Source organism: Anaerococcus tetradius, assembly GCF_947087635.1.
Taxonomy (GTDB): Bacteria; Bacillota; Clostridia; order Tissierellales; family Peptoniphilaceae; genus Anaerococcus; species Anaerococcus tetradius.
This window is the reverse complement of sequence record NZ_CAMUDP010000003.1, coordinates 45,956-68,926: the sequence shown is the minus strand read 5'-3', so window position 1 is coordinate 68,926 and position 22,971 is coordinate 45,956. Positions and strand designations below refer to the sequence as shown.

At 36.5% G+C, this 22,971-nt stretch carries 23 protein-coding genes and 1 tRNA gene; 3 read left to right on the top strand and 21 right to left on the bottom strand.

The features are described from left to right. Window positions 1–102: 102 nt before the first annotated feature. The 10 genes from P6936_RS01700 to P6936_RS01655 all read right to left on the bottom strand — a co-directional run bounded on the left by P6936_RS01700 (window position 103) and on the right by P6936_RS01655 (window position 7,000). Window positions 103–876: a hypothetical protein gene (locus P6936_RS01700; protein ID WP_276880660.1), complete on the bottom strand. Its 774-nt coding sequence runs from the start codon at window positions 874–876 to the stop codon at window positions 103–105. A gap of 99 nt (window positions 877–975) precedes the next feature. After that, window positions 976–1,929: a YitT family protein gene (locus tag P6936_RS01695; RefSeq protein WP_276862792.1), complete on the bottom strand. Its 954-nt coding sequence runs from the start codon at window positions 1,927–1,929 to the stop codon at window positions 976–978. Between the two features lie 10 nt (window positions 1,930–1,939). Continuing rightward, complete coding sequence (locus P6936_RS01690; protein WP_060929271.1) at window positions 1,940–3,121, bottom strand: coenzyme F420-0:L-glutamate ligase; 1,182 nt, start codon at window positions 3,119–3,121, stop codon at window positions 1,940–1,942. Window positions 3,122–3,370: 249 nt separating this feature from the next. Then, window positions 3,371–3,742, bottom strand: a complete 372-nt coding sequence (locus P6936_RS01685; RefSeq protein ID WP_004836805.1) for an MJ0042-type zinc finger domain-containing protein — start codon at window positions 3,740–3,742, stop codon at window positions 3,371–3,373. Further along, a complete protein-coding gene (locus P6936_RS01680) occupies window positions 3,735–4,475 on the bottom strand; it encodes an NAD-dependent protein deacylase (protein ID WP_276862791.1) in 741 nt (246 codons plus the stop codon). The genes P6936_RS01685 and P6936_RS01680 overlap by 8 nt, the downstream gene beginning before the upstream one ends. A 9-nt stretch (window positions 4,476–4,484) precedes the next feature. Further along, entirely contained in the window at window positions 4,485–5,219 is a 735-nt protein-coding gene (locus P6936_RS01675; RefSeq protein ID WP_004836803.1) for a hypothetical protein, read from the bottom strand. Continuing rightward, window positions 5,216–5,917 (bottom strand): ABC transporter ATP-binding protein, encoded by a 702-nt coding sequence (locus P6936_RS01670; RefSeq protein WP_276880659.1) that lies wholly within the window; start codon window positions 5,915–5,917, stop codon window positions 5,216–5,218. The genes P6936_RS01675 and P6936_RS01670 overlap by 4 nt, the downstream gene beginning before the upstream one ends. Then, window positions 5,910–6,260, bottom strand: coding sequence for a GntR family transcriptional regulator (locus P6936_RS01665; RefSeq protein ID WP_276880658.1), 351 nt, complete (start codon window positions 6,258–6,260; stop codon window positions 5,910–5,912). Before P6936_RS01665 ends, P6936_RS01670 begins: the two co-directional genes overlap by 8 nt. 6 nt (window positions 6,261–6,266) lie before the next feature. Beyond that, a complete protein-coding gene (locus tag P6936_RS01660) occupies window positions 6,267–6,521 on the bottom strand; it encodes a barstar family protein (RefSeq protein ID WP_276880657.1) in 255 nt (84 codons plus the stop codon). Further along, on the bottom strand, window positions 6,518–7,000 hold the full coding sequence (locus P6936_RS01655; protein ID WP_276880656.1) for a ribonuclease domain-containing protein: 483 nt from the start codon (window positions 6,998–7,000) through the stop codon (window positions 6,518–6,520). The genes P6936_RS01660 and P6936_RS01655 overlap by 4 nt, the downstream gene beginning before the upstream one ends. Window positions 7,001–7,135: 135 nt before the next feature. Between P6936_RS01655 and P6936_RS01650 the strand changes: the two genes are divergently transcribed. Continuing rightward, window positions 7,136–7,212, top strand: a tRNA-Pro gene (locus P6936_RS01650). Between the two features lie 183 nt (window positions 7,213–7,395). Here the strand turns inward: P6936_RS01650 and P6936_RS01645 are convergent. The 5 genes from P6936_RS01645 to P6936_RS01625 form a co-directional block, all read right to left on the bottom strand. Then, window positions 7,396–8,790 carry a zinc ribbon domain-containing protein gene (locus P6936_RS01645; protein WP_276880655.1) on the bottom strand — a complete coding sequence of 465 codons (1,395 nt, stop codon included), beginning with the start codon at window positions 8,788–8,790 and terminating at the stop codon, window positions 7,396–7,398. Between the two features lie 20 nt (window positions 8,791–8,810). Further along, window positions 8,811–9,749, bottom strand: coding sequence for an ABC transporter permease (locus P6936_RS01640; protein WP_004836798.1), 939 nt, complete (start codon window positions 9,747–9,749; stop codon window positions 8,811–8,813). Further along, on the bottom strand, window positions 9,742–10,923 hold the full coding sequence (locus P6936_RS01635) for an ABC transporter permease (RefSeq protein ID WP_060929103.1): 1,182 nt from the start codon (window positions 10,921–10,923) through the stop codon (window positions 9,742–9,744). The genes P6936_RS01640 and P6936_RS01635 overlap by 8 nt, the downstream gene beginning before the upstream one ends. After that, window positions 10,916–12,445, bottom strand: coding sequence for an ABC transporter ATP-binding protein (locus tag P6936_RS01630; protein ID WP_276880654.1), 1,530 nt, complete (start codon window positions 12,443–12,445; stop codon window positions 10,916–10,918). The genes P6936_RS01635 and P6936_RS01630 overlap by 8 nt, the downstream gene beginning before the upstream one ends. A gap of 114 nt (window positions 12,446–12,559) precedes the next feature. After that, window positions 12,560–13,678 (bottom strand): BMP family lipoprotein, encoded by a 1,119-nt coding sequence (locus P6936_RS01625; protein WP_276880653.1) that lies wholly within the window; start codon window positions 13,676–13,678, stop codon window positions 12,560–12,562. Between the two features lie 280 nt (window positions 13,679–13,958). On the opposite strand from P6936_RS01625, the gene P6936_RS01620 reads away from it, so the two are divergent. Together P6936_RS01620 and P6936_RS01615 are read left to right on the top strand one after the other, a co-directional pair. After that, window positions 13,959–14,681 (top strand): MIP/aquaporin family protein, encoded by a 723-nt coding sequence (locus tag P6936_RS01620; RefSeq protein ID WP_276880652.1) that lies wholly within the window; start codon window positions 13,959–13,961, stop codon window positions 14,679–14,681. A gap of 39 nt (window positions 14,682–14,720) precedes the next feature. Continuing rightward, the gene (locus P6936_RS01615) at window positions 14,721–16,193 is read left to right on the top strand and encodes an NAD(P)/FAD-dependent oxidoreductase (protein ID WP_276880651.1); all 1,473 of its coding nucleotides are present in this window, start codon (window positions 14,721–14,723) and stop codon (window positions 16,191–16,193) included. Between the two features lie 234 nt (window positions 16,194–16,427). Here P6936_RS01615 and P6936_RS01610 read toward each other — a convergent pair whose 3' ends face one another. The 6 genes from P6936_RS01610 to P6936_RS01585 form a co-directional block, all read right to left on the bottom strand. Next, entirely contained in the window at window positions 16,428–17,306 is an 879-nt protein-coding gene (locus P6936_RS01610) for a class C sortase (RefSeq protein WP_276880650.1), read from the bottom strand. Next, window positions 17,275–18,150, bottom strand: a complete 876-nt coding sequence (locus tag P6936_RS01605) for a class C sortase (protein ID WP_276880649.1) — start codon at window positions 18,148–18,150, stop codon at window positions 17,275–17,277. Before P6936_RS01605 ends, P6936_RS01610 begins: the two co-directional genes overlap by 32 nt. Beyond that, entirely contained in the window at window positions 18,140–19,090 is a 951-nt protein-coding gene (locus P6936_RS01600) for a class C sortase (protein WP_276880648.1), read from the bottom strand. Before P6936_RS01600 ends, P6936_RS01605 begins: the two co-directional genes overlap by 11 nt. Before the next feature lie 55 nt (window positions 19,091–19,145). Beyond that, window positions 19,146–21,044: an MSCRAMM family protein gene (locus P6936_RS01595; protein ID WP_276880645.1), complete on the bottom strand. Its 1,899-nt coding sequence runs from the start codon at window positions 21,042–21,044 to the stop codon at window positions 19,146–19,148. A gap of 313 nt (window positions 21,045–21,357) precedes the next feature. After that, entirely contained in the window at window positions 21,358–21,714 is a 357-nt protein-coding gene (locus P6936_RS01590; protein ID WP_004836788.1) for a DUF1667 domain-containing protein, read from the bottom strand. Next, complete coding sequence (locus tag P6936_RS01585; RefSeq protein ID WP_276880644.1) at window positions 21,711–22,970, bottom strand: NAD(P)/FAD-dependent oxidoreductase; 1,260 nt, start codon at window positions 22,968–22,970, stop codon at window positions 21,711–21,713. Before P6936_RS01585 ends, P6936_RS01590 begins: the two co-directional genes overlap by 4 nt. Between the last annotated feature and the right edge of the window lies 1 nt (window position 22,971).

Below are 22,971 nucleotides of genomic sequence, written 5' to 3'. Positions count from 1 at the left end.
TAATTTTTGATTATTTAATAAAATTTTTTACGAAAAAAGCCTGTGTATGGACTTACCCCAAAAGTTAGACCAAAAAGCTAACTTTGAAAGGTCAGTTCAGTATCAGGCTTTTTTCGTCCTTAATACTTTAAGTAGGATTAAAGCAGTAAGGGATAGGATAAAGACTCCAAGAAGGTGGATGTATATCCTATTTCCATTTGGAGCTTCATAATTGTTCTTTTTTTTCTTTTCGATTTTTATTGGATTGAGCTTACTTCTATCTTCGTTTGGACCTATTTCTAGGAGGAGGGTATCATTTTTTTGATTCTCAAGATAGTCCTTCTTGTAGTCATCTTCTGATAAATATTCACTATTTGAGTTTTCTGAAGTTTGGCTATCTAAACCAGTGCTACTTGATGTTGTTATTGGAACATTTTCATCCTTGCTATTTGCAGGATTTTTTTCTTGTTCGGATTTTTCTTTTTTCTTATCCGTTGTTTCTTGGGGGATATTTCTATCCGTCAAGCTTCCCTTTTCTCCGCCCTTTTTTAAATTATCCTTACTCGCTTCCTTATCACTTGGCTTTGTCTTATCTTCTTTAGGGCTTAGCTCTTCTTTCTTTTTGTCTGTTTCACGAGTTTTCGCTTCTTGCTTGAGCTTTTTATCACTTGGAAGAGAATCTTTTATTGGGTAAGCCTGCTTATTTTTAGGTGTTTCCAGTTCTTCTGTTATTATTATCTTATCTTTTCCATCTCCTTGGCCTTCTCCTTCGCTAGTTTCAACCTTTGTATTTGAAGGCGGATTTTCTTCATCCGAGGCATGGGTAAAATCAGCACAAAAAATAGAAAGCATAACAAGAAGGATAAGACTTAGGAGGAATTTATATCTTTTTTTCATAATTTCCTCACATTCTCCTACGATTATCTTACACTTAAAAGCTTAAAAACTCAAATTCCTTACATATTTTATTCAAAATAAAAAAGAGCCCGAAGACTCTTATTCGTCAGATAACTCATCTGTTTGATACCAGCCCTTACCCATAACTGTAGATGTATTTACTATAGTTATAAAAGCATGAGGATCGATATTTTTGATAAATATTTGAAATTTCGGTGCTTCCATCTTGCTAGTCGTGCATAGATAAACTGAAAAATCCCTACCCATATAAAGCCCCTTGGCCTTTAGGACAGTTGCAGACCTGTTTAGGTCATCTTTTATAAAATGACCTATCTCTTCAGTCTTAGATGTGATTATTATAAACATCTTAGCCTGATTCATAGATGAGATTATTATATCTACGCAAAGACCCTTGATTAATAAACCAAAGATAGAAAATAGTCCGATTTCTATACCGAAGACCAAAATTGATGCACAAGTAAAGAGTGAATCTACGAAAAGAAGGGACTTTCCTACTTCTAGGTGGGAATATTTCTTAACTATCATGGCTATAATATCAGTTCCACCAGAGCTTGCTGCTATGTTAAACAAGATAGCAGAGCCGACCGAGCTCATTATCAGAGTGAAAAATAACTCAAGCATGGTGTTGTTGGTAAGGGTTCCATCAATAGGAACTATCTTATCAAGAAGCAAGGCTGTAAGCGAGTTTAGAATTGCTACATAGCCAGTTCTGAGGGTGAATTTTTTACCTAGGATAAAAAAAGCAATCACTAGAAGGGTTAAGTTTATGAACAAGGTTAGCTGAGGCCTAGTGAAAGGCACAAACATACTTGCTATAATACTCATTCCTTCAACTCCACCTATTACAAAGCTGTTGGGATATTTGAAGAAATGAGTTCCGCAGGCCATGAATATGGCTGCGAAGCTCATTAAAAATATCCTTTTTTGCTTACTCATAGGGTCGTGATTGTAGATTCTCCTATTTCTATCTTCTAAGTAGGAATTTATTGAATATTTGTGTTTTTTTGCTCCATGCTCAGAACTAGTTTGCAATTTTTACTCCTTATTTATCTGAGTAGTTGTCGAAGTATCCTTGGATTAGAACGATTGGTGTTCCCTTATCTCCTGAACCACTAGTTAAGTCGCAAAGAGATCCTAGTAGGTCTGTGATTTGTCTTGGAGTTGTACCAAGGGTTTCGTTTTTGCCTATAAGCTTTTCAGCCTTGTGGCTAATTTTTTCTCTAATAGCCTCATCCCTATCTTCACCACTTAGGCCAGTTAGTTCTGCATCGGCTATATATTTAATCTTGATTTCATTTGGTGTTCCCAAAAGTCCATCTGTGAAAGCTGGGGAAACAACTGGATCAGCAAGCTCCCAAATTTTTCCTACTGGGTCTTTGAAGGCTCCATCACCGTAGATCATAACTTCAATTTTCTTGTCAAATTCATCTATTAGTCTTTTTTGTAAGCTATCTACAAAAATTTGTCCATCTCTTGGGAAGAGTTTAACCTTATTTTCTGTTGATAGGTTAGATCCTAATAGACCGTATTTTTCATTGTAGCCTGATCCATCAATTGGACTTGTCATTATTTCATCTAATTTTAGGACTTTACCTGCACCATTTTCTTCTAGTTTTCTTTTTACAAGATTTCTAGTGTGGATTGATGATACTAGGATTTGGTCTGTGAACTTTAGAGCGTCAACTGGATTGTTTAGAAAATGGATTTCTGAGTTTGGTGCAATTTCCTTATATAGGTCTGGATAAGAAATTCCTGTAAATTCATGCTTGTAGTCTTTAGCAAGTTTCTTGTATTGGTCTATATCCAAAACATCTTGGTAAGGATTAATGTCAGAGTTAAACAAATCCATCTCATCCATTAGCCAGTTACCTACTTCATCTTGTGGGTAAGATAGGCAGATGTGAAGTTTCTTTCCTGTTAGGGCAAAGGCCTTTAGGAGGATAGAAAATCTATTTCTGCTTAGGATTGGGAATAAGATTGCTAGCTCATCACCTTCAAACTTATTGTTGACATCTTTTGCAATATCTTCTATTGTTACATAGTTACCTTGAGAACGAGCAACTAGGGATTCTGTTACACATACAACATCTTTGTCGCGTAATTTAATGTCTCCCTTATCGCTTGCTTTTTTTACTACATCAAAAACTGTAGTAACTAGATCGTCGCCTTCTTTGATTATTGGGGCTCTAAGACCCATTGATACTGTTCCAATTATTCTTTCCATATTTTAATCCCCTTTCGTTTGAATTATACAATAATTAAATCTTCATTACAATACAGCGTAATAAAGGATTTCGCACAGTTTTCGTTACTTTTTTTGTAAGGGAAAATAGTAAGTTCTATGCTAATTATTAGTTAGTAAAACGAAGTTATTTAAAATATTTAACTTTATTACTAGTATAGCATATTTTTTAGAGAAACGTTACCATATCTTGGAAGTTTTTAAAAATTTTTTTCAAAAAAGATGCTAAAATTAACTTCTAGCATCAAATTTATGTTGGCACTTAGGACACTTGACCTTTATTTTACCCTTATTTTTTGGAATCCTCAACTCTTGTTTACAATTTGGACATTTTATATATTTGTAAGTCTTGTCTTTTTTGTTTTTCTTTTTGATTTTTAGCTCACTTTTTATAGGATCTAGAAATTTTTCTTTGAAGTTTCTATTTTCCATGAGCCTTTGGTATTTATTGGTTGATAAGACCCTAAAAAGTGCATAGAAGACTATGAGTAAGGAAATCGTGCTTAATATTTTACTGCTTATAGCAAAAGATATAAGACTTACAATTATTCCCGCCCATATCAAAAATATTCCATATTCATCAATTCCAGCTCTATTATTCATCTAATCCCCTTACTAATTCATCCATGATTTTGGATATGTCACCTTTTATCACATAATCCGCCCTATTATCCCTGCTTGTTGGATCTTGGTTTATTAATACTAGCTTATTGCCCCTATAGAAATCCAAAAGACCTGCAGCAGGATAGACAACTAGGGAAGTTCCTCCTACTATGAGAACATCGGCGTTTGCTATAAGATTTATTGCATAGCTTATATTGTTTTGGTCTAGCCCTTCTCCATACAAGACTATGTCTGGTCTAACAAGACCCCCACAAGAATCACATTTGACTAAGTCCTTGAAGGCTTTGACATAGGAAAGATCGAAGGCCTTGCCACAACTTGTGCAATAATAATCACGAAGGTTGCCATGAAGCTCGATTACGTTTTTGCTTCCCGCTTCTTGGTGGAGGCTGTCTATGTTTTGAGTTATAACTGCCTTTAGCTTACCCATTTTTTCAAGTTTAGCAAGGGCATAGTGGCAAGCATTTGGCTTTATGCCATCTAGCATTAAATTTTCCTTGCAATAGGTCATGAATTTGTCAGGATGATTTACGAAAAATTCATGGCTAAGCATATATTCTGGAGAATAGTCAGATTTGTTTTCCCTGTTGTAAAGGCCAGTAGCTGACCTAAAGTCAGGAACTCCTGATGCAGTAGATACTCCAGCTCCTCCAAAAAATACTATGTTATTAGAATTTCTTATTAATTCTTTTACTTCATTAATTTCTCCCATATAAGCCTCCTAGGATAAATCAAGATTTCTTTCTATATATTTAACATTTACTAGATATAAAACTAAGTCTGCTAGCAGATAATATACAAGGGGTGTTATTATTTTATATAGGCCATCATCTCCTATGGCAAAGGGAAAAATAAAGGCAAGGTCCATGCCTGAATGGCTTACCAAGGCTCCATCTATTAGGATAAGGGCTTTGAAATGAGTAAGGCCTATGGCTGGAATTATAAGAAGGGCTAGACTTATTAGCATGCCCAACCAGGATACTTTTCCAGTAAAACGAGTCCTCGCCATGTTAAGATTTAGGGCAAGGGCTAGGAGATTGTATAAGCTTAGACCAAAGACTAGGTAGTAGATAAAATCTCCCCCTATATCGTAGCCAAGAAGGTCAAGACTAATACTAAAGAAAAAGCCCGTAAGTAAATAAAAGATCGAAAGGCCCAAAATTTTTGATAGAACAATAGTCCTTGTCGATATTGGCAGACTAAAGCTAAGCATAGATCTCTTGGTAAAATAATCCTTGTATAGGTAATTAATAGCAAAGATAAAATTTATTCCTACAAAAAATATTATACTTGATATAAATAAGATATCTGTGATTTGCCTATTTGCCAAAAATATCTTCAAGGAAGTAAGCCTTGTCAATAAAAATATCCCAAGCATTATCAAAATCTGGATAGCAAAGATAGTAGTTATATAAGTCTTGTTAGTTTTTAGGTCGTATTTAATAAATTTAATCATAAATGTCCATACACTTCCTTGTAATAATCAGCTATGTCCATGCCATAGTCCCTTCTAATATCAGCTGCCTTCTTGTGAAGAAGGACCTTGCCCTTATCGAGAAAGACCACATCCTCAAAGAGGTTTTCTAAATCTTTTATCTGGTGGGTAGTTATGATAAAGGTTTTATCGCTAGAAAGTTTATCTATGATAGCATCAAGAACTGCTTGCTTGGCAACTGGGTCGACCCCATCTACCGGCTCATCCATTATATAAATCTCGGCGTCTCTTGAAAGATTAAGACTAATCAAAAGCCTTTCCCTAAGTCCCTTAGATAGGTCTTTGGTCTTTTTATCAAGGGGAATCCTTAGATATTCGATTAGCATATCAGCCCTCTTCCTATCAAAATCCTTGTAGAAATCCTCATACATACAAAGAGTTTCTCTAACAGTAAGTCTCTCATAAAGATAATAGGAATCTGGCAAATAAGAAATCATAGCCTTAGTTTCAAGGACTGGTTTTTTAGAATCAATAAGAATTTCTCCCTTATCCTTTCTCAAAAGTCCAACTATTAACTTAATGAGGGTCGATTTGCCAGAGCCATTAGGACCAAGAAGGCCAAGAACCCTACCCTTTTCAATATCAAGACTCAAATCATCAATAGCTATAGCATTCTTATATTTTTTTGTTAAATTATTTATACTAATAATCTTATCCATTAGCCATACTCCTCAATCTAAGCAAGTTAAGAGCATCTTCTATATCGTAGGATAGAAGATCCATCTTATCCAAAAACTCATTAATAAACTTATTGGCAAACTCATCTTTAAGACGAGCTAAAACTTGAGCATCAAAGCTTAGATAATAATAATCTAGCCTTTTTTCGATAAAACCTGCCTTTAGCATCATCTCTATCGCTTCATCCACATAGGAGGGATTAACCTTAAACTTGTTAGTAAAAAACTTCTTGGCATAAAGCTTATCCCCATTCTTTAGCTTGCCCGAAATAATCTCAAAGGCAAGGAAATCTCTCATTTCTTCTTGTTTTGACCTATAAATCATAACACCTCAACTAATAAAATCTATATCCAAATCGTACATCTTGACAGCATCCATTAAGACCCTCATAAGCTTATCACCATAAGAACCAAGATTAGTAAAAATCATCTTGTAATTACTTATCCTAAAGGGCTTATCGACATAAAGCAATTGATCGAAAAGGGCATCAAGATTATCTACCCTATAAGCAAAATCAAAATTCTCATTGAAAATTTCATAAAAAGTATCCTTATCGAAAAACAAATTAGCATCTATATCTATCATGGCCTTATCCTTTCAAAAGTCTTATAGTGGTCCTTAGTGTAATAAACATTAAAATCCTCATCATAAATTATCCTATCAGGTCCACGTCTGCCACCTGAATAATTGACATCGGCCTCCCTGTACTTAGCCTTGGGGAGTTTCTCTTCATAATTTCCAAAATAATCTCCACCAATAACACCCTTATCAGTAACATCCCAAAGATTACCCTCCCTAGGCTTAAAGCCCAAGGCTTGCGCTTGTTTCTTGGTCAAATAATTCGGAGGAAGCTTTTTATATTCAAGTAGATAGCCGGTCACATCTTCCAAACTATAATAAGATTTGTCTTTATCATAAGTAAGCTTATCAGTATTAGTTTGTCCAGAACTTTCCTCTAACTTCTTTGAATCAAAGTGAACCTCACCACCACTAATTAACTTACAAGAGCTAAAAAGAAATAAGAAAAGAATAAGTAAATAAGAAAAATACTTTTTGACTTTCATTTTTAATCTCCTTATGGTATCATTATAACAGATTATCCTCTGGGAAAGTAAGAAATTAATAAAAATCTAAAGAATTTTTCAAAAAGATTTGACAAGTAATTTTAACTGTCGTATAATGTAATAGTCAGTTGATGACGGGGTGTGGCGCAGCTTGGTAGCGCGCGTGTTTTGGGAACATGAGGTCGAAGGTTCGAATCCTTTCACCCCGACCATATTAAAGTCCAGGCCATAGGCCTGGCTTTTTTTTATTGTTATGTTGGCAGCTATTGGCTTTGAGAAGGTGAGGCTCGAAGTCTAGAATCCTTTCACCCCTACTTATAGTATTTAGCCAGCTTTTCTCTCTGTTTTTTTGTATTTTAAAAGGGCTTGCTTTTTGCAAGTCCCTTTGTTTGGTCTTATTTGAATACGTCTGCGTCAAATTCTAGTTCATCTCCTGCTATGTTGGCCTTGATTGGCTCTGGGCTGTAGGATTTGATGTCTAGGCTTACTGTCTTGTCGTTTTTTGACCATTTGCCAGTATAGACATTTTGACCGTTTATTAGTCTTACGTTTTTGTCGTTATCTAGGAAAAGTGTGTAGCCTTCCAAGAAGTAGTAGCCTGCCATGGATTCCTTGGCCTTGAAGTTATCATAGTAGATCAAGTCCTTGATTTTGAGGTTGCCATTGTTTATGCTTGATAAGAGATCATCTACTAGGGCGAAGCCTTCATAGTCTATGTCATAGAGGGTGTTTTCTTTTTCGTCTAAGCTCCTATGAGTCAAGCTCCCCTTTATTAGTTCGACATTTCTTCCCTTATCATGGAGACCAACATAGTAGTCGAAGGCCTTGGTTGTTTGACCAAGTTTTTCTTTTGCTCTGATTTTATATACATAAATCTCATCTTTGGATTTTATAGCCTTACCCATTAGCTCTGAGCTTGTTATGGATATAGTAGAGTTGCCCTTGATGTGGTCTTTTATATATTTATCGTACTTTTCTTTTTTCTTGTCGGAATTTTGCTCGGAATTGTCTTCCTTTTTTTCCTTTTCTTTTTCCTTTTTCTTATCTTCTTCTTTTTTGTCTTCTTCTGGAGCTTGGATATCCTTGGCTGATTCTTTGAGGCCTCCAACCTTATAATCTTTTCCCTTGTCTGCAAAGATTATGTTTAAGTCCTTGTATTTGTTGTAGTTTAGTACAATTCTTACATTTACTTCGTCACCATTTTCCAGATTGCGCTCCTTGCTTATGGCATATCTCATAGTTTTTTCTATGTCATCTATAAGCCTTGAGCTTGATACGACTTCTTTAGTTTTCTTGTTATAGATTCTTCCTTCAAAGTCTGCTACAAAAGATGCTTTGTTAAGTTTGATATCAAGACTTGCAGCACCACTTTCTCCTTCGGCTTTTATATCAAGATAGTAGCTTAAATCCACGCTTACGTCTTTTATTTGTGAGTCCTTGTATTTTTTTATGCCTAGAAAGGCAAGGGAAGCTACTATTATAGCAATTAGGGCAAAGCCTATGATTTTTCCAATCTTATTTTCCCTAGGTGGGCCTAGTTCTTCTAGAAGTTCATTTATATCCTTGTAGATTTCATCTTCATCATCGTAGTCTTCTTCATCTGAGTTTTCTTCTTCATCTTGATCAGTATTTAATTCTTCTTGATTTTCATCAGAGTTATCTACATTTTCTTCTGTTTGATTTTCTTCATCTTCGTAATCTAGTTTATCATCATCATCTAGCCTTCTGCCACAGGAGGGGCAGAATTTACTATCATCAACTATTTCTTCTTTACAAAATTTACATTTCATAATTTCTCCTAACTCCCTATTTATACGTCCTCTAGGGTTAGATAAGGCTTACCGCTAGCCTTTGGTGCATAGCTTCTGCCCTTAAATATTATAAGAATTAGTAGGGTTGCTATATAAGGAATCATTGATATAAACTCTATTGGTATAGCTATGTTTTTTGATCCTAGATAGGTTGCTATGGCTTGGGCAAGACCGAAGAATAAGGATCCTAGCACAACACCTTGTGGTTTCCAATTGCCGAAGATTACTGTTACTAGGGCTATATAGCCTTGACCTGCTATTAGGGTTGGTGAGAAGCTTGATACTACTGCAAGGGACATGCTCGCACCACCTAGGCCTCCCATAAAACCAGAAAATATTACACATAGGTATCTTACTCTACTTACATTTATATTAAGGGTTTCAGCTGCCTTAGGATGTTCACCTACAGCTATTATTCTAAGGCCTAGTTTTGTCTTATACAAGACAAAGTATAGGACTACAACCATGATTAGGGATAAGTAAACTGTAGCGTATTGACCGAAGATATTGTTAAAGACCTGGCTATCTGAAATAGACCTAAAGAGTCTAGGTATCTTATTTTCTAGTGGTATTGATGGGGTTTGGGTAGCTCCCTGAAAGATTAGTCTTGATAGGAAAAGAGCAAGTCCAGGAGCTAGGGTATTTATCGCTATACCTGAAATAGTCTGATCTCCTGCAAGAGTTACTGATACGAATGCGTGAATTAATCCAAAAATCGCACCAGCAAGACCACCTGCTAGGAAGGCTAGCCAAGGATTGCCTAGGTAGTAGCCTGCTACTGCTCCCGTAAGAGCTCCTATGGTCATCATTCCTTCAAGGCCTATGTTTACAACTCCAGATTTTTCGGAAATCATTCCGCCAAGGCCTGTTAGTAGGACAGGAGCCGCATTGGAGAAGGTGTTTCCTATAATCAGAGCTAGTATTGTCATGTTAATCATTGTCCACTTCCTCCTTGTTTTCTTCTATCTTTTCTGTTACATAAGAAAGGTCGACAGCAACTTTTTTATTTTTCTTATTAGCTTTATTCTTTTTAAGCTTAGCCTTAATTATCCTAAAGACTAAAGGAATTGCTGTAAATAGGATAATTGTTCCGATTATTATAGAGATAATCTCACTTGGTACTCCCATAGCTCTTTGTAGGTTGTTACCTGCATATTTGAGTGAACCAAAGAAGAGTCCCGAAAAGATTACTCCAATAGGGTTGTTACTTGCCAAAAGTGATACTGCCAGTCCATCGAAACCAAAGTTTTGCATGGATGATAGGACAGAAAGATTGTAGGTAAAACCAAGAACTTGAGTAACACCAGCTAGGGCACAAATAGCTCCGGAAATCGCCATGGATTGGACGATTTTCTTTCCTGAATCAATTCCTCCATATTCACTGGCTTCCCTATTAAGACCGACTGCCTTTAGTTCATAGCCAAGACTTGTCTTATTTAGGATATACCAGACTATTATAACTGCTACTATGGCAAGGATGCTTCCCCAATGGATTGGAGCCCTAAAGAAGTGAGAGAAGAATCCATTAAATCTTTTGGCTGCATCAGTAAAAAGGGTAATCTTTGCAGCATCCTTTACATCAAAAGATCCCATAGAGTTGGGTTGTTTATAGCGATAGGCTATGAAGTTTTGCAAGTAAAAGGCTATCCAGTTAAGCATTATTGTTGAAATTACTTCATGGATACCGAATTTAGCCTTAACAAAGCCAGCTAAGGCTCCGTAGATTGCCCCTACTAGCATAGCTAAAATTATAGCAACTAGAGGAAGGATAAGGGGAGGAAGATTTAGCTTGTAGCCGACTAAGAAGGCCACAATTGTTCCTACTATAAATTGTCCCTCAGCTCCCATATTGAAAAGGCCTGTTTGGAAGGCGAAGCATACACCAAGGCCTGTCATGATGATAGGAGTTGATGTAACTATGGCCCAGCCCATGTGCCTTGGACTTTTAAAGACTCCTAGGAATAAGTTTCTGAAGCCTTCTATTGGATCAAAGCCTGCTACAATTAGAACTAAGGCTCCAACAGCAAGGCCTAGGATTACAGATATTATGGTAAAAAGTATTCTCGATGATCCAAGATTTATTTTCTTTTTGCTGATTTTTTTCTCACTCATCTAAGCCTCCTGCCATAAGTCTTCCTATCTCAAACTCGTCAGTCTTTTTAGGATCTTTCTCTCCTACGATTTTTCCATCATAGATTACTAGAATCCTGTCAGATAAGTCCATTATCTCGTCAAGCTCAAAGCTTATAAGAAGAACTGCCTTGTTCTGATTTCTAAGTTCAACTAGGTATTGGTGGATAAATTCTATAGCTCCAACATCAAGACCCCTTGTAGGTTGAGCTGCTATTAGGACATCAGGATTGTTTGCGATTTCTCTTGCAATAATAACCTTTTGTTGGTTACCGCCTGATAGGCTAACTGCCTTTTCATTAATATCTGCTGGTCTTATATCGAATTTTTCTACCAAATTCCTTGCATTTTCGTCTATTTTTTTGAAGTTGAGCCTGCCTTTTGTTGAGAAAGGCTCTTTTCTAACTCTCTCTAGGATTAGATTGTCCTTTATAGGATAGTCTAGGATTAGTCCCCTTTTTTGCCTATCTTCTGGTATAGAATTCATGCCAGTATCTAGAATTTTTCTTGGAGATGCCTTGGAAATATCTACTCCATTTAAATTAACTATTCCCCTATTAGCCTTAGTCATCCCTGTTATAGCATCAATTAACTCTGTTTGACCGTTGCCATCGACACCTGCTATACCGAGGATTTCTCCAGCGTGAAGCTCTAGATTAAGGCCCTTTAGGGCATCGACTCCCCTCTTATCCTTAACCCAAAGGTCTTCGATATTAAGGACAACTCCACCTCTTTCGATTTCTTTCTTATCTACATTAAAGCTAACATCACGTCCTACCATTTTTTCTGCTAGAATGTTCTCGTCAACAGTTGAAACATCTACCTTATCAATAAATTTACCACGTCTAATAATAGTACATGTGTCAGCCATGGCTTTAATTTCTGATAATTTGTGGGTAATAATTATGACTGACTTTTCAAGCTCTGTTAATCTATTTACTATTTCGATAAATTCCACAATTTCTTGTGGGGTAAGGACTGCTGTTGGCTCATCGAAAATCAAGATATCTGCTCCATGGTAGAGGGCCTTTAGGATTTCTACCCTTTGTTGCATACCAACAGATATATCCTCGATCTTTGCCTTAGGATTGATTGATAACTTATACTCTTCACTTAACTTTTCTACCTCAGCATAAGCTTGTTTCCTATCTAAGAAAAGCCCCTTGGATTTTTCATAACCTAGGATGATATTTTCCGTTACAGTCAAAGGTTCAATTAGCATAAAGTGTTGGTGAACCATACCTATACCTGCTTCTATAGCTTTTTTGGGCGTCATTGAAGCGAATGTTTTTCCATTGATAGTAACAGATCCCTCACTTGGAGGAAACATACCATAGAGAATATTCATAAGGGTAGTCTTGCCAGCTCCATTTTCTCCCAAGAGAGCGTGAACCTCACACTTGTGAAGGTCGAAGTCTATCTTAGTCAAAACTTCCTTGTCAAAAAAACGCTTAGTAATATTTCTCATGCTTACAACTGGGGCCCTATCAAAATATTTTTTCATTAATACTCCCCTTTACACAACTTTCTACACTTATCATATCATAAAATTAGAAAAATTTATAAAAAAAGAGTAGGAAACCTATCTCAGAAGGAAATAGGTTTCCCACCTTGCTTTCTACTTATCGTATCCCATTGACTTAAATTCGTCTTTGTTTTGTGGAACTTTGATTTTGCCGTCAATAATTTGTTTTCTTAGATCTTCTACCTTATCTTTGATTTCTTTGCTAACAAGGTCGTTTTTAGCATAAGCAATATCAACTGCCTTGCCATCAGCTAGGGTGAATTGTTTAGTTGTACCACCTTCAAATTCTCCCTTAGCTAGTCCATCAATTACAAGTTGAACAGCATCGCCAACACCCTTGATTGTAGAAACTAACATATTATCTGGAGCTTCATCAGATTGATCACGGTCAACACCGATAACCCATTTGTTATTTTCCTTTGCAGCTTCGTTAACACCGATACCAACTCCGCCTGCAGCATGCATTACAACATCAGCACCTTCTTGATACATTTGGTTAGCTATGTTTTTGCCTGCAGCTTGATCAGAGAAGCTGTTTGCGTATTGAACGTCAACCTTTATGTCTTTATTCTTTTCTCTAGCAGCTTGCTTAACACCAGCTCTGAAACCATATTCAAATCTGTCGATTACGTCAGAAACTTGACCACCTATAAAGCCAACGTGGTTTGCTTCAGATTTCATACCAGCTATATAGCCTACCAAAAATGAGTTTTGGTGGTCAGCAAAAGTAACACCTAGTAGGTTCTTTTGGTTTTTAACATTTGCATTGTCGATTATAGCATATTTTTGATCAGGATTTTTTTCAGCAGCTTCGCTTGTTGGATTGTAAAGAGCAAAACCTACTGTAAGGATAAGATTTGAGTCACTATCTAGGGCAGACTCAAGGTTTGGTTGATAGTCAGCATCTGTGTGTGATTCGATATAATCGAAGTTTACTTTTCCTTGGTCTTTGTAAGCATTTAGACCTTCAAAAGCAGATTGGTTAAAGCTTTTATCATTAACTCCACCTTCGTCTGTAACCATAGTTACCTTAACAGTATCAGTCTTAGAATCTTCAGATTTTTCATCTTTCTTGTCAGCTTTTTCGCTTGTTTCAGCTGGAGCCTTTGCTCCTTCATCCTTGTTATCCTTTGCCTTATCGCCACCACAAGATGTAAGAGCGAAAGAAAGAGTTAGGACTGAGATAAGAGACATAATTTTACTAATTTTCATTTTTTCCTCCCTAATTATGTTAACTTCTTATGACTTAATCATATAATAAATGAGAATTTTTGTCCATAGAGTAAAACGATATTAGAAAAGAAATTTCTTTTTTTATAAATTATTATAGAATTTTTTAAATTTTTAGATAAAATACTTGTAATTTTTTCAAATCATGATATACTATAAGTGTAAATGTTTTCACAATTTAATATCCGAAGAGCCTGGCAACAAACTTCTCTTATTTGTTGCTTTTTGTTTACTTATCTAAATATCTTATTAGGAGGAAATTATGAGAGATATTATTATGGGTGAATTTTTCGGTACAATGATACTTATACTACTTGGTGACGGCGTTGTTGCAAACGTTTTGCTTAACAAGAGTGGACAAAAAGGTGCAGGCTCAATCCAAATTACTCTTGCTTGGGGTCTTGCAGTACTTCTCCCAGCATTCATATTTGGAAAACTTTCTGGCGCAAGCTTTAACCCTGCTTTGTCACTTGCCTTGGCATTTAAGGGTGATGTAGCTTATTCTGATCTACCAGCTTACATAATAGCACAATTGGCTGGTGCTTTCGTTGGTGCTTGCTTGGTATATATTCTCTTTAAAGACCAATATGACGCAACTAGCGACAGACCACTTGATGTAAGAGGTACTTTCTGTACGGCTCCATCTGTTCCAAACACATTTAGAAACTTGCTATCAGAAATTATCGGAACTTACGTACTAGTATTTGCAATCTTAGGCCTTTCCCAAGTTGATGGAGCTGGCACTGTTGGCGTTGACAAATTATTAGTATTTGGAATAATCGTTTCTATTGGTATGTCTTTGGGCGGACTTACAGGTTATGCTATAAACCCTGCCAGAGACCTTGGACCAAGAATCGCCTATGCAATTCTTCCTTTCAACAACAAGGCTGACCCTAACTGGGGATATGCTTGGATTCCAGTTGTAGGACCAATTATAGGCGGACTTTTAGCAGTTGTTTGCTATAACTTTATTTTTATAGGATAATCAACTTCTAAAAGTTAAGAATTTATTAGGAAGTGACTTATGTTTGATGTAATTATAGTAGGAGCTGGAGTTAGCGGAGCTTCAATAGCTAGAAGATTGTCCCGCTACAAACTCGATATTCTCTTACTTGAAAAAGAAAATGACGTGTCCATGGGAGCAAGCAAGGCTAATTCAGCTATAGTCCATGGTGGCTATGCTGAAAGTGGCAAGGAGCTTAGGGGTAGACTTTGCTATCCTGGTAGAATAAGCTTCGAGAAACTCAACGAAGAGCTAAACTTTGGTTTTCTAGCCAATGGTTCTCTTGTTCTAGCCTTCGATGAGGACGATATGAAAATGCTAGCTACCCTCTATGAGATGGGTAAGGAAAATGGACTAAACGATATTGAAATTATAGGCCAAGATGAGCTAAGAAAGCTCGAAGAAAATGTCTCAGACCAAGCTATTGGTGCTTTGTATTGCAAGGGAGCTGGTGTATGCTCTCCTTACGAATATGTTATAGCCCTAGTAGAAAACGCCATGGACAATGGTCTAGAATTGAAATTAAATAGCGAAGTAATAGGAATAGAAAAAAATGGCGATGTCTTTAGGCTAACTTGCTCTACTGGCGAAAGCTATGAGGCCAAATATGTGATAAACGCTAGTGGCCTTAACGGAGCTAAAGTTTCTTCTATGATTACACAAACAGATTTTGACATTCATCCAAGAAGTGGTGAATATTTGCTTATGCAAAAGGGAACTGGATCTCGTGTAAAGCAGGTCCTTTTCCAAACTCCTAGCCCTAAATCAAAGGGGATACTCGTAACTAGGACCTATCATAACAATATATTGATTGGCCCTGATGCCATAGACGAGGAAGAAATAGACCTAGGAACTCACGAAGAAAGACTAAAGGAAATCTACACCCTTGCAAAGAAATCAGTAAAAGACGATGTCTTGAATCTAAGAGAATTTATAAGGTCTTTTACCGGTCTAAGACCTGCAAGCTCAACTGGAGATTTCATAATTGAAAATACTAGGACTAATGGTTTTATCAATGTAGTAGGAATCCAATCGCCGGGAATTACTTCATCACCTGCTATTGCAGAAATGGTGGAAAAAATCCTCGAAGAAATCGGTCTAAAACTAACAAAAGACCCTAACTACAACCCTTATAGAAAACCAATCATCAAATACAAAGACCTAGAAGACTTTAATAAGATTAAGGATAAGGTTGACCTAGAGTTAGGAAATCCTGAAAGGCTTGTATGTAGGTGTGAGCAAGTAAGCGAAAAAACCATTAGGGATGCCCTAAATAGGGGTATAGAACTAACAAGTTTTGATGCTGTCAAAAGAAGGACTAGAAGCGGAATGGGATTCTGCCAAGGAGCCTTCTGCCGAAATCGTGTACTCGAAGTAATGGAAGATGAATATAAACATCCTATCGAGAATCGGAAATTTGATAGTGAAAATTCAGGCATATCAAGACTTAACAAAAAAGATATAAATGAACTAATCAAAAAAATGGAAGTTTAGCAAAAGAGCCCGTTGAGGCTCTTTTGTTGTCTAAAATTTACTTTCCCTAATATGATTAGGGTGATTTCTTGGTGAAATCTTTTACTTTACCAAGTACGGACGAGATTTTTTTTATATAAACAAAAGCTTTGTCGTAATTTTAGCTAAGCAATCTATTATTCCAAACAAAAAATAAGCCTTGCAAGATTAGCTAATTTGTATCAGATGAAATTAGCTCCTGCAAGGCTCTTAGCTTTATTTGTTCTTTAATTTTCTAGTGTATTGGATTCTTCTGATTAATCTCATAAGGACTAAAATTATAAAAAAGATTCCAAGACCAGCTCCTAGTTTAGTGAAAGTCTCTGATCTTTTTACTTTCTTAGCCTTTGATTCTTTGACTTCATTAGCCGACTCCTTTTTATCCTCCTTGCCCTTGTCCTCATATCTTAGGCAATTTACAAGAAGCCTATCTGGCCTAGGTGGATAGAAGGGGCTACAAGTAAGGAGGGTTAGGACGTCCTCATCTCCCCTTTTTTCTAGCCTATCCCAATCGTAAGGGCCTATTACTTCCTTATCACTAACCTTGTAGTGGAGGGTTTCTGTCGCTCTTTTCACATAGACATCATCGCCTTTGACTAGCTCATCTACATATAAAAACATATTATCTCCCCACCAGTCCCTGTGGCCGGCTATAACAGATCTTGTTCCCTTGCCTCCTACTGGTATGCTAGTTCCTTCTACTTGGGCAACTCCCCTTGATATGTGATCAAGGGTAGCATCAAGATAGATTGGGAGATTCTTGCCAAGTTTAGGTATTACTAGATAAGCAAAAACTCGGTTAGAGTTTTTGAAATAATTGTAACGAGTTTTGTTATCCTTACTTGTAAAGGGATCGACTATTCCTGTATCGCTCCTTTTTATAAGTTCGTTATACTTTTCTGCCGACTTATTTTCTTCCTCGATTTCTTTCTTAGGTCGTTTTTCTTGTTCTTTTATAAATTCTTCAAGTTTCTTTTGGTAGGATAATTCATTAATCGTCCTATTTATTAGGGGAATAGTTATAAAAAGTAGGCCTGTTAGGATAAGAAGATATCCTAAGATGCTAATTTTTGTTAGTTTTGAATTTTTTTTCAATATCTTCTACCTCTTTTCTTAGTTTTATAGACCTTCTTTTTTCTCTTGTAGAACCTACTATCAAAAAGACTAGGACTGGAATTAGTGCTAAAACTAATTGGAAGAAGTCCGGTCTAAATCTTGGCGTGTTAGCTATACCATCATCTATGGCGTCTTGGTAAGGAATCCTATGGCCCCTTACCAAAAGCCTGTGAGAGTTAATCATGTAAGGAGTACAAGTTAGAAGGGTAGCTAGATCTTTTCCTTCTTGGACTAGGATTGGCTCGAAGTTTGAAGGCTCGACTACTAGAATCTGATCAACCTTATAGGCTAGAGTTCCTTGGAGATTGTGGAAGTAAAAAATATCTCCTTCTACTAGTTGGTCTAGGTTTCTAAACAAAACGGCATTAGGGAGGCCCCTGTGACCGGTAATAACGGTGTGGGTTGACCTACCTCCTACTGGTAGGGAAGTTCCTTCCAAGTGACCACAGCCCTTCTGAAGGACTTCTTCGCTTGTTCCTGCATATACAGGGATATCCTGGTTTATCTTGGGAATTTCTATATGGCCTATCATCTCATTAACTTCTAGCATATGGGCGTAATAGGCCTTAGCCTCCTTGACTCTTTTACTATAAGGATCGGCAAGCTTAGATGGATCAAGGGTCTCGTTGTAGACTCTGGCAAGCTCCATCCTCCTACTTACTTCCTTCTTATCAATTTCCTTAGACTGTTTTACAAACTCTATTATCTCATCTTCAGCCTTAATTTCATAAAACTTCTGTGAAATCAGAGGATAGGAGAAGATTAAAAGACCGATTAGAAAGACTATGCCAAACTTTATCTTATCCTTTAAACTACTTCTCATCTTCTCTCACCTTCTTGGATTTCTTTAACAACTCTTCTTGTCGTTTCTTTATCTCCTCGATCCTAGAATAGTATCTCTTATTGTCCCTTCTAAGTCTCCACAAGTAAACTATTAAGACTATTATCAAGAATAGGGCTAGGAAGAATAGCAGTCTGAAAATCCAGTTAGCCTTAGTCGTCCTTATTAGCTCTTCATCAACAGCTGGCACATAAGGAACCCTATGGCCTCTTACTATAAGTCTGTGAGAGTTAATCATTATAGGTGTACAGGTAAGAAGGGTTACATAGTCATGACCAGGAGAAATCAGCAAATCGCTGAAATTACTTGGCTCAATTACCTTGATTTGATCAACCTGATAGGCCAAAATCTCGGCAATATTATGAACATAAAACTTATCTCCAATCTCAAGCTCATTTAGGTGGGTAAAAAGAGTAGCTTCTGGAAGACCAGAATGGGCTGTAAGGACTGAGTGAGTGGAGTTACCTCCTATAGGTAGGGAAGTTCCTTCCAAGTGTCCAACGCCCTTCTGGAGGACTTCCTCAGACGTACCAGCATAGATAGGAAGGTCTTGGTTAATCTTTGGTATCTCCACATGGCCTATCATCTCATGAACTTCAAGCATCCTCGCATACTCGGCCCTACCCTTTGCGTGTTTATCCTTAGCATAGGGGTCCTCGGAAACATTATTTACTAGGGAGTCATTATAAGCACGAGCAAGACCCATCCTTCTTTCGATTTCTGCTGTATCTATCTTATTAACCCCCTCGTTGAAGACGTTGACTTGATTGTTAGAATCAATCCTATAATAGATTCTATTTACCAAGGGATAAAGAGCTACTAGAAGTCCGATAAGAAATACAAACCTAAAAGTCCACTTCGCCCTTCTATTAGGCTTTTTCTTAACTTTTTTATTTTGTTTATTTTTTTCAAAAATAGCCATCTAAAATCCTTTACAAGCAAAATAGATACGATATCCCTACCGCATCTATTTATTCTTATGCTAGTTGTTTCCTATCTTCTCTTCTAACAATTAGGCTTCCCCCAATAATCATAAGAAGTCCAATAGCAAAGTAAATCCAAATCCTAATATCGCCTGTCTTAACCATAGGTCCTCGACTCCTATTTGTAATTATCTTTGTTGGAGTTGAAGGTGTTATTGGTGGAGGAGTTTCCTCTTTTGGTGGTTGATATTCATTTTCTATTAAAATAGGTGTATTTAAAGATGAACTAGCATCTATATCAAACTCAGTATCTTTAGCCACCGCCTTATAATTTTCAGGATAACCTACTTCTACTAGTCTATAATGACCGTAGTCTAGATCTTTAAGCTCAATGTTACCATTTTCATCAGATTTAACAAATAATACTTCACCATTTATTAAAACAGTCCTAAACTTGGAATCTATTAGTTTTTGAACCTTAAACTTGGCATCACTTAGCTTTTTGCCATGGTCATCCTTATCCACCTTGATAAACTTATGGCTTCCTTTTGGATTTTCAGGTGGAGGGTTAGGAGTTTCTGGTGAGTTAGGAACTTTTACAGAATCAACTTTTCCATTAACTAGTATCTTATGATTTTCATCTACGCAAAATTCGAAAGAATCCTCAGACTTTTTATATCCCTCAATAGCTGTTATCTCTTTGAAGTAATAATCTCCCTTAGGCATTTCGAGAAGATAAATTCTTCCCTTAGCCTTAGTTTCAATATCCGTAAGCTTTCCAGCTTCATCATAAATGTATTCGCCAGGGTTTTTGCCTTCCTTGAAGTTTATTTTCTCTTCACTTCCTTTTTTATAAACAGCGAAGGTGACGCCATCTAGGGTTGTGTCTGTATCTTTAACGTATTTAATTAAGGATGGAATCCTTTTGTTTGTAATAGTTACAGATCCCCCAAGTTTTATTGGTTTGTCTTTGTTGTTTCTTCCTATATTAAATTGTGGATCGTAACCTTCAATAGTTTCTACTTCTTCGAAATAATATTCTCCTTCTGGAAGACCCTTAACAACAATTTTTCCGTCTGTATTAGTTCTTAGAATATTATCACCTTTAGTATTTGATGGATCATATTCATAGTAAGTGCCTGTCTCTTGTTTTTTAACAGGAACTAGAGAATAAGTATCTGGGTCAGTTTTGTTTTTCTTATCATCTTTTCTAAATAATTTAAAACCAACCTTATCAAGCTTGATGTTTTCATCATCTTCGTCAACTTTTATTAAAGTGATGTCTTTAGTAGGTACTTCTTCTGTACTTTTCATGTCAACTGGAATCACATTTTTTTCGCCACTTATACTAACAACACTTGTTACCAATTTACTTGGCTTAAATTTTTCACTGGCCTTTTTCCTAGATTCATCTGTTTCTTTAAAAAGATATACACCTTTTTCTAAATCTTTTATTACAATTCTCTCAGCACTTATACTAGCTCTAACTTTTTGCTTTCCATCAACATCACTAAATTCAGTACTATCAAAATCTATGGAGTCGTAAAGCTTATCATTAAAAACTAACTTGGATTTATCGCTTAGCTTAGCTTCCCCGAATTCTTCATTTATTTTATCGATACTTAGGCCATCATACTTTTTTTGAAGCTCTATTTTTTTATTATCATCAAGATTGTCTGGGTCTAAGTTTAATTTTTTATCAATTCTCCAATACATAACTTGTCTTTCTGATGACTTAAATATGTATCCGGAACTTTCTTTTTCAGAAGTTTCTGCATTCTGAGAGTTTTTGTCAGAATCCCACTCGTGTATTTTTAGGTCTATGACAACACTATAATTATTAGTTTTCCCTGTTTTCTCAGCATGGCTCACTGATGTAAGAAAAAAAGCTTGGAAAATCATTAGAACAGGTAGAAGGTAGGCTACCAGTATAAATTTCACATCCTTTTTCATAATTCCTCCTAAAATTTAATAATCTTTTCCTATGTAGTTAATCCTTGGCTAGATTATTATTTTATCTCCATAGTCTCTTTAGGCCTCATTTATTAGCATTTTTATTGTGATATATTTCACTTAGCAATATCTATAACAAACGCCTTCTTTTTAATATTATTATAACATAGTTTGCTAAACAATACCATCACTTTGGGGAAATATTTAATTTTTTTGAGATTTTTTATTTAGAATTTTTTCATAAAAAGAGGCTCCTGCATGATGATTTAATCATATTGCAAGAGCCCCTTTTTATTAGAATCTTGTTTTAAACTTATCTATTGGCGGTTGCTACTAGGCTTATGCCTGTGCCTGCTATGGATTTGATGATTATATCACCTACTTTTACTGGTGCTTTTATGCTTGCTTTATTGATTTCTTCCATAGCTTCTTTCATCTTAGCCTTTGGAATGGCTTCAGATGTTTTTACTGGGACTGAATAAGCTCTTCCGCCTTCTACTTTTACTGTAGATGTTACAGTCCTTACTGGATTTTTGACTTCGCTTCTGGCATATACTTCACCTCTTTTACAAGTGTTACCTGTAATATCAGTGATTTCTCCGTCAGCATCCATTGTTACTGTTACGCTACAGCCTAGAGGACAATTTATACATGTAAGATCTTTTTTCATATTTCCTCCAATTTAATTTCTATTTCTTTGGCTCCTTGAGGGACATCCTTCTTTTTTAGGATTAAATCTTCCATCTCTCCTGGAGCATATACTAGTTTTCTCTTCTTTGCTACTTCTTTGCCATCGACAAACATCTTTAGGATTCTATTTTGATAGACGTTGTTTACCCTAAATCTTATGATGGCTGTTTCATTCATTGTATCAAGATTAATGTATTGAGGAAGGGTGTAGGATATTCCATCTCCTGCCTTTAGGTAGATTGGACTAGTCTCAGATTTTTTAAATTTACCTTCTATGTAGGCTGCTGCGTTTTCTGCTGCAAGTTCACTTTCATCTGTTACATAGTCTACTAGGTCATGAACGTGGAGGACATTACCACAAGCAAAGACTCCTTCTACGTCTGTCATTAGTCTATCTGATACGACAGCTCCCTTGGTTTTTGGATCTATCTTGATTCCTGCTTCTCTTGTTAGCTCGTTTTCTGGGAGAAGCCCTACTGATAGGAGGATAGTATCGCAGTCATAGTGTTTTTCGGTTCCTGGGATTACTTTCATGTGCTCGTCAACTTGTGAGAGTGTACATCCTTCTACCCTGTCTTTTCCTTCTATACTTGATATAGTTGTGTTAAAGTATAAAGGTATGTCAAAGTCATTTAGGCATTGGACTATATTTCTTTTTAGTCCTCCAGAGTAAGGCATTATTTCTGCTACACATTGAACTTTTGCGCCTTCTAGGGTCATTCTTCTTGCCATTATTAGACCTATATCTCCTGATCCTAGGATTACTACTTTTTTGCCTGGCATATAGCCTTCAAGGTTGATCATCCTTTGAGCAGTTCCTGCTGAGAATACTCCAGCTGGTCTGCTTCCTGGTATGTTTAGGGCTCCTCTTGGTCTTTCCCTACAACCCATAGCAAGGATTACTGCCTTTGGCTTTAGGGTAAACATACCATTTTCTTCATTCATTAGAGTAAGGATCTTGTCATGGGCAAAGTCTATTACTATTGTGTTTAAGAGAATGTCTATATCTCTTTCTTCTACTAGGTCAACAAATCTTTGGGCATATTCTGGGCCTGTTAGTTCTTCTTTGAATCTGTGAAGACCAAAACCGTTGTGGATACATTGGTTAAGGATTCCACCAAGCATTTCATCTCTTTCTACAACTAGGATGTTTTTTACTCCCAAATCGTAAGCTTTGGCTGCTGCTGCAAGACCTGCAGGGCCTCCACCAACTACTACTAAATCATAATTCTTCATC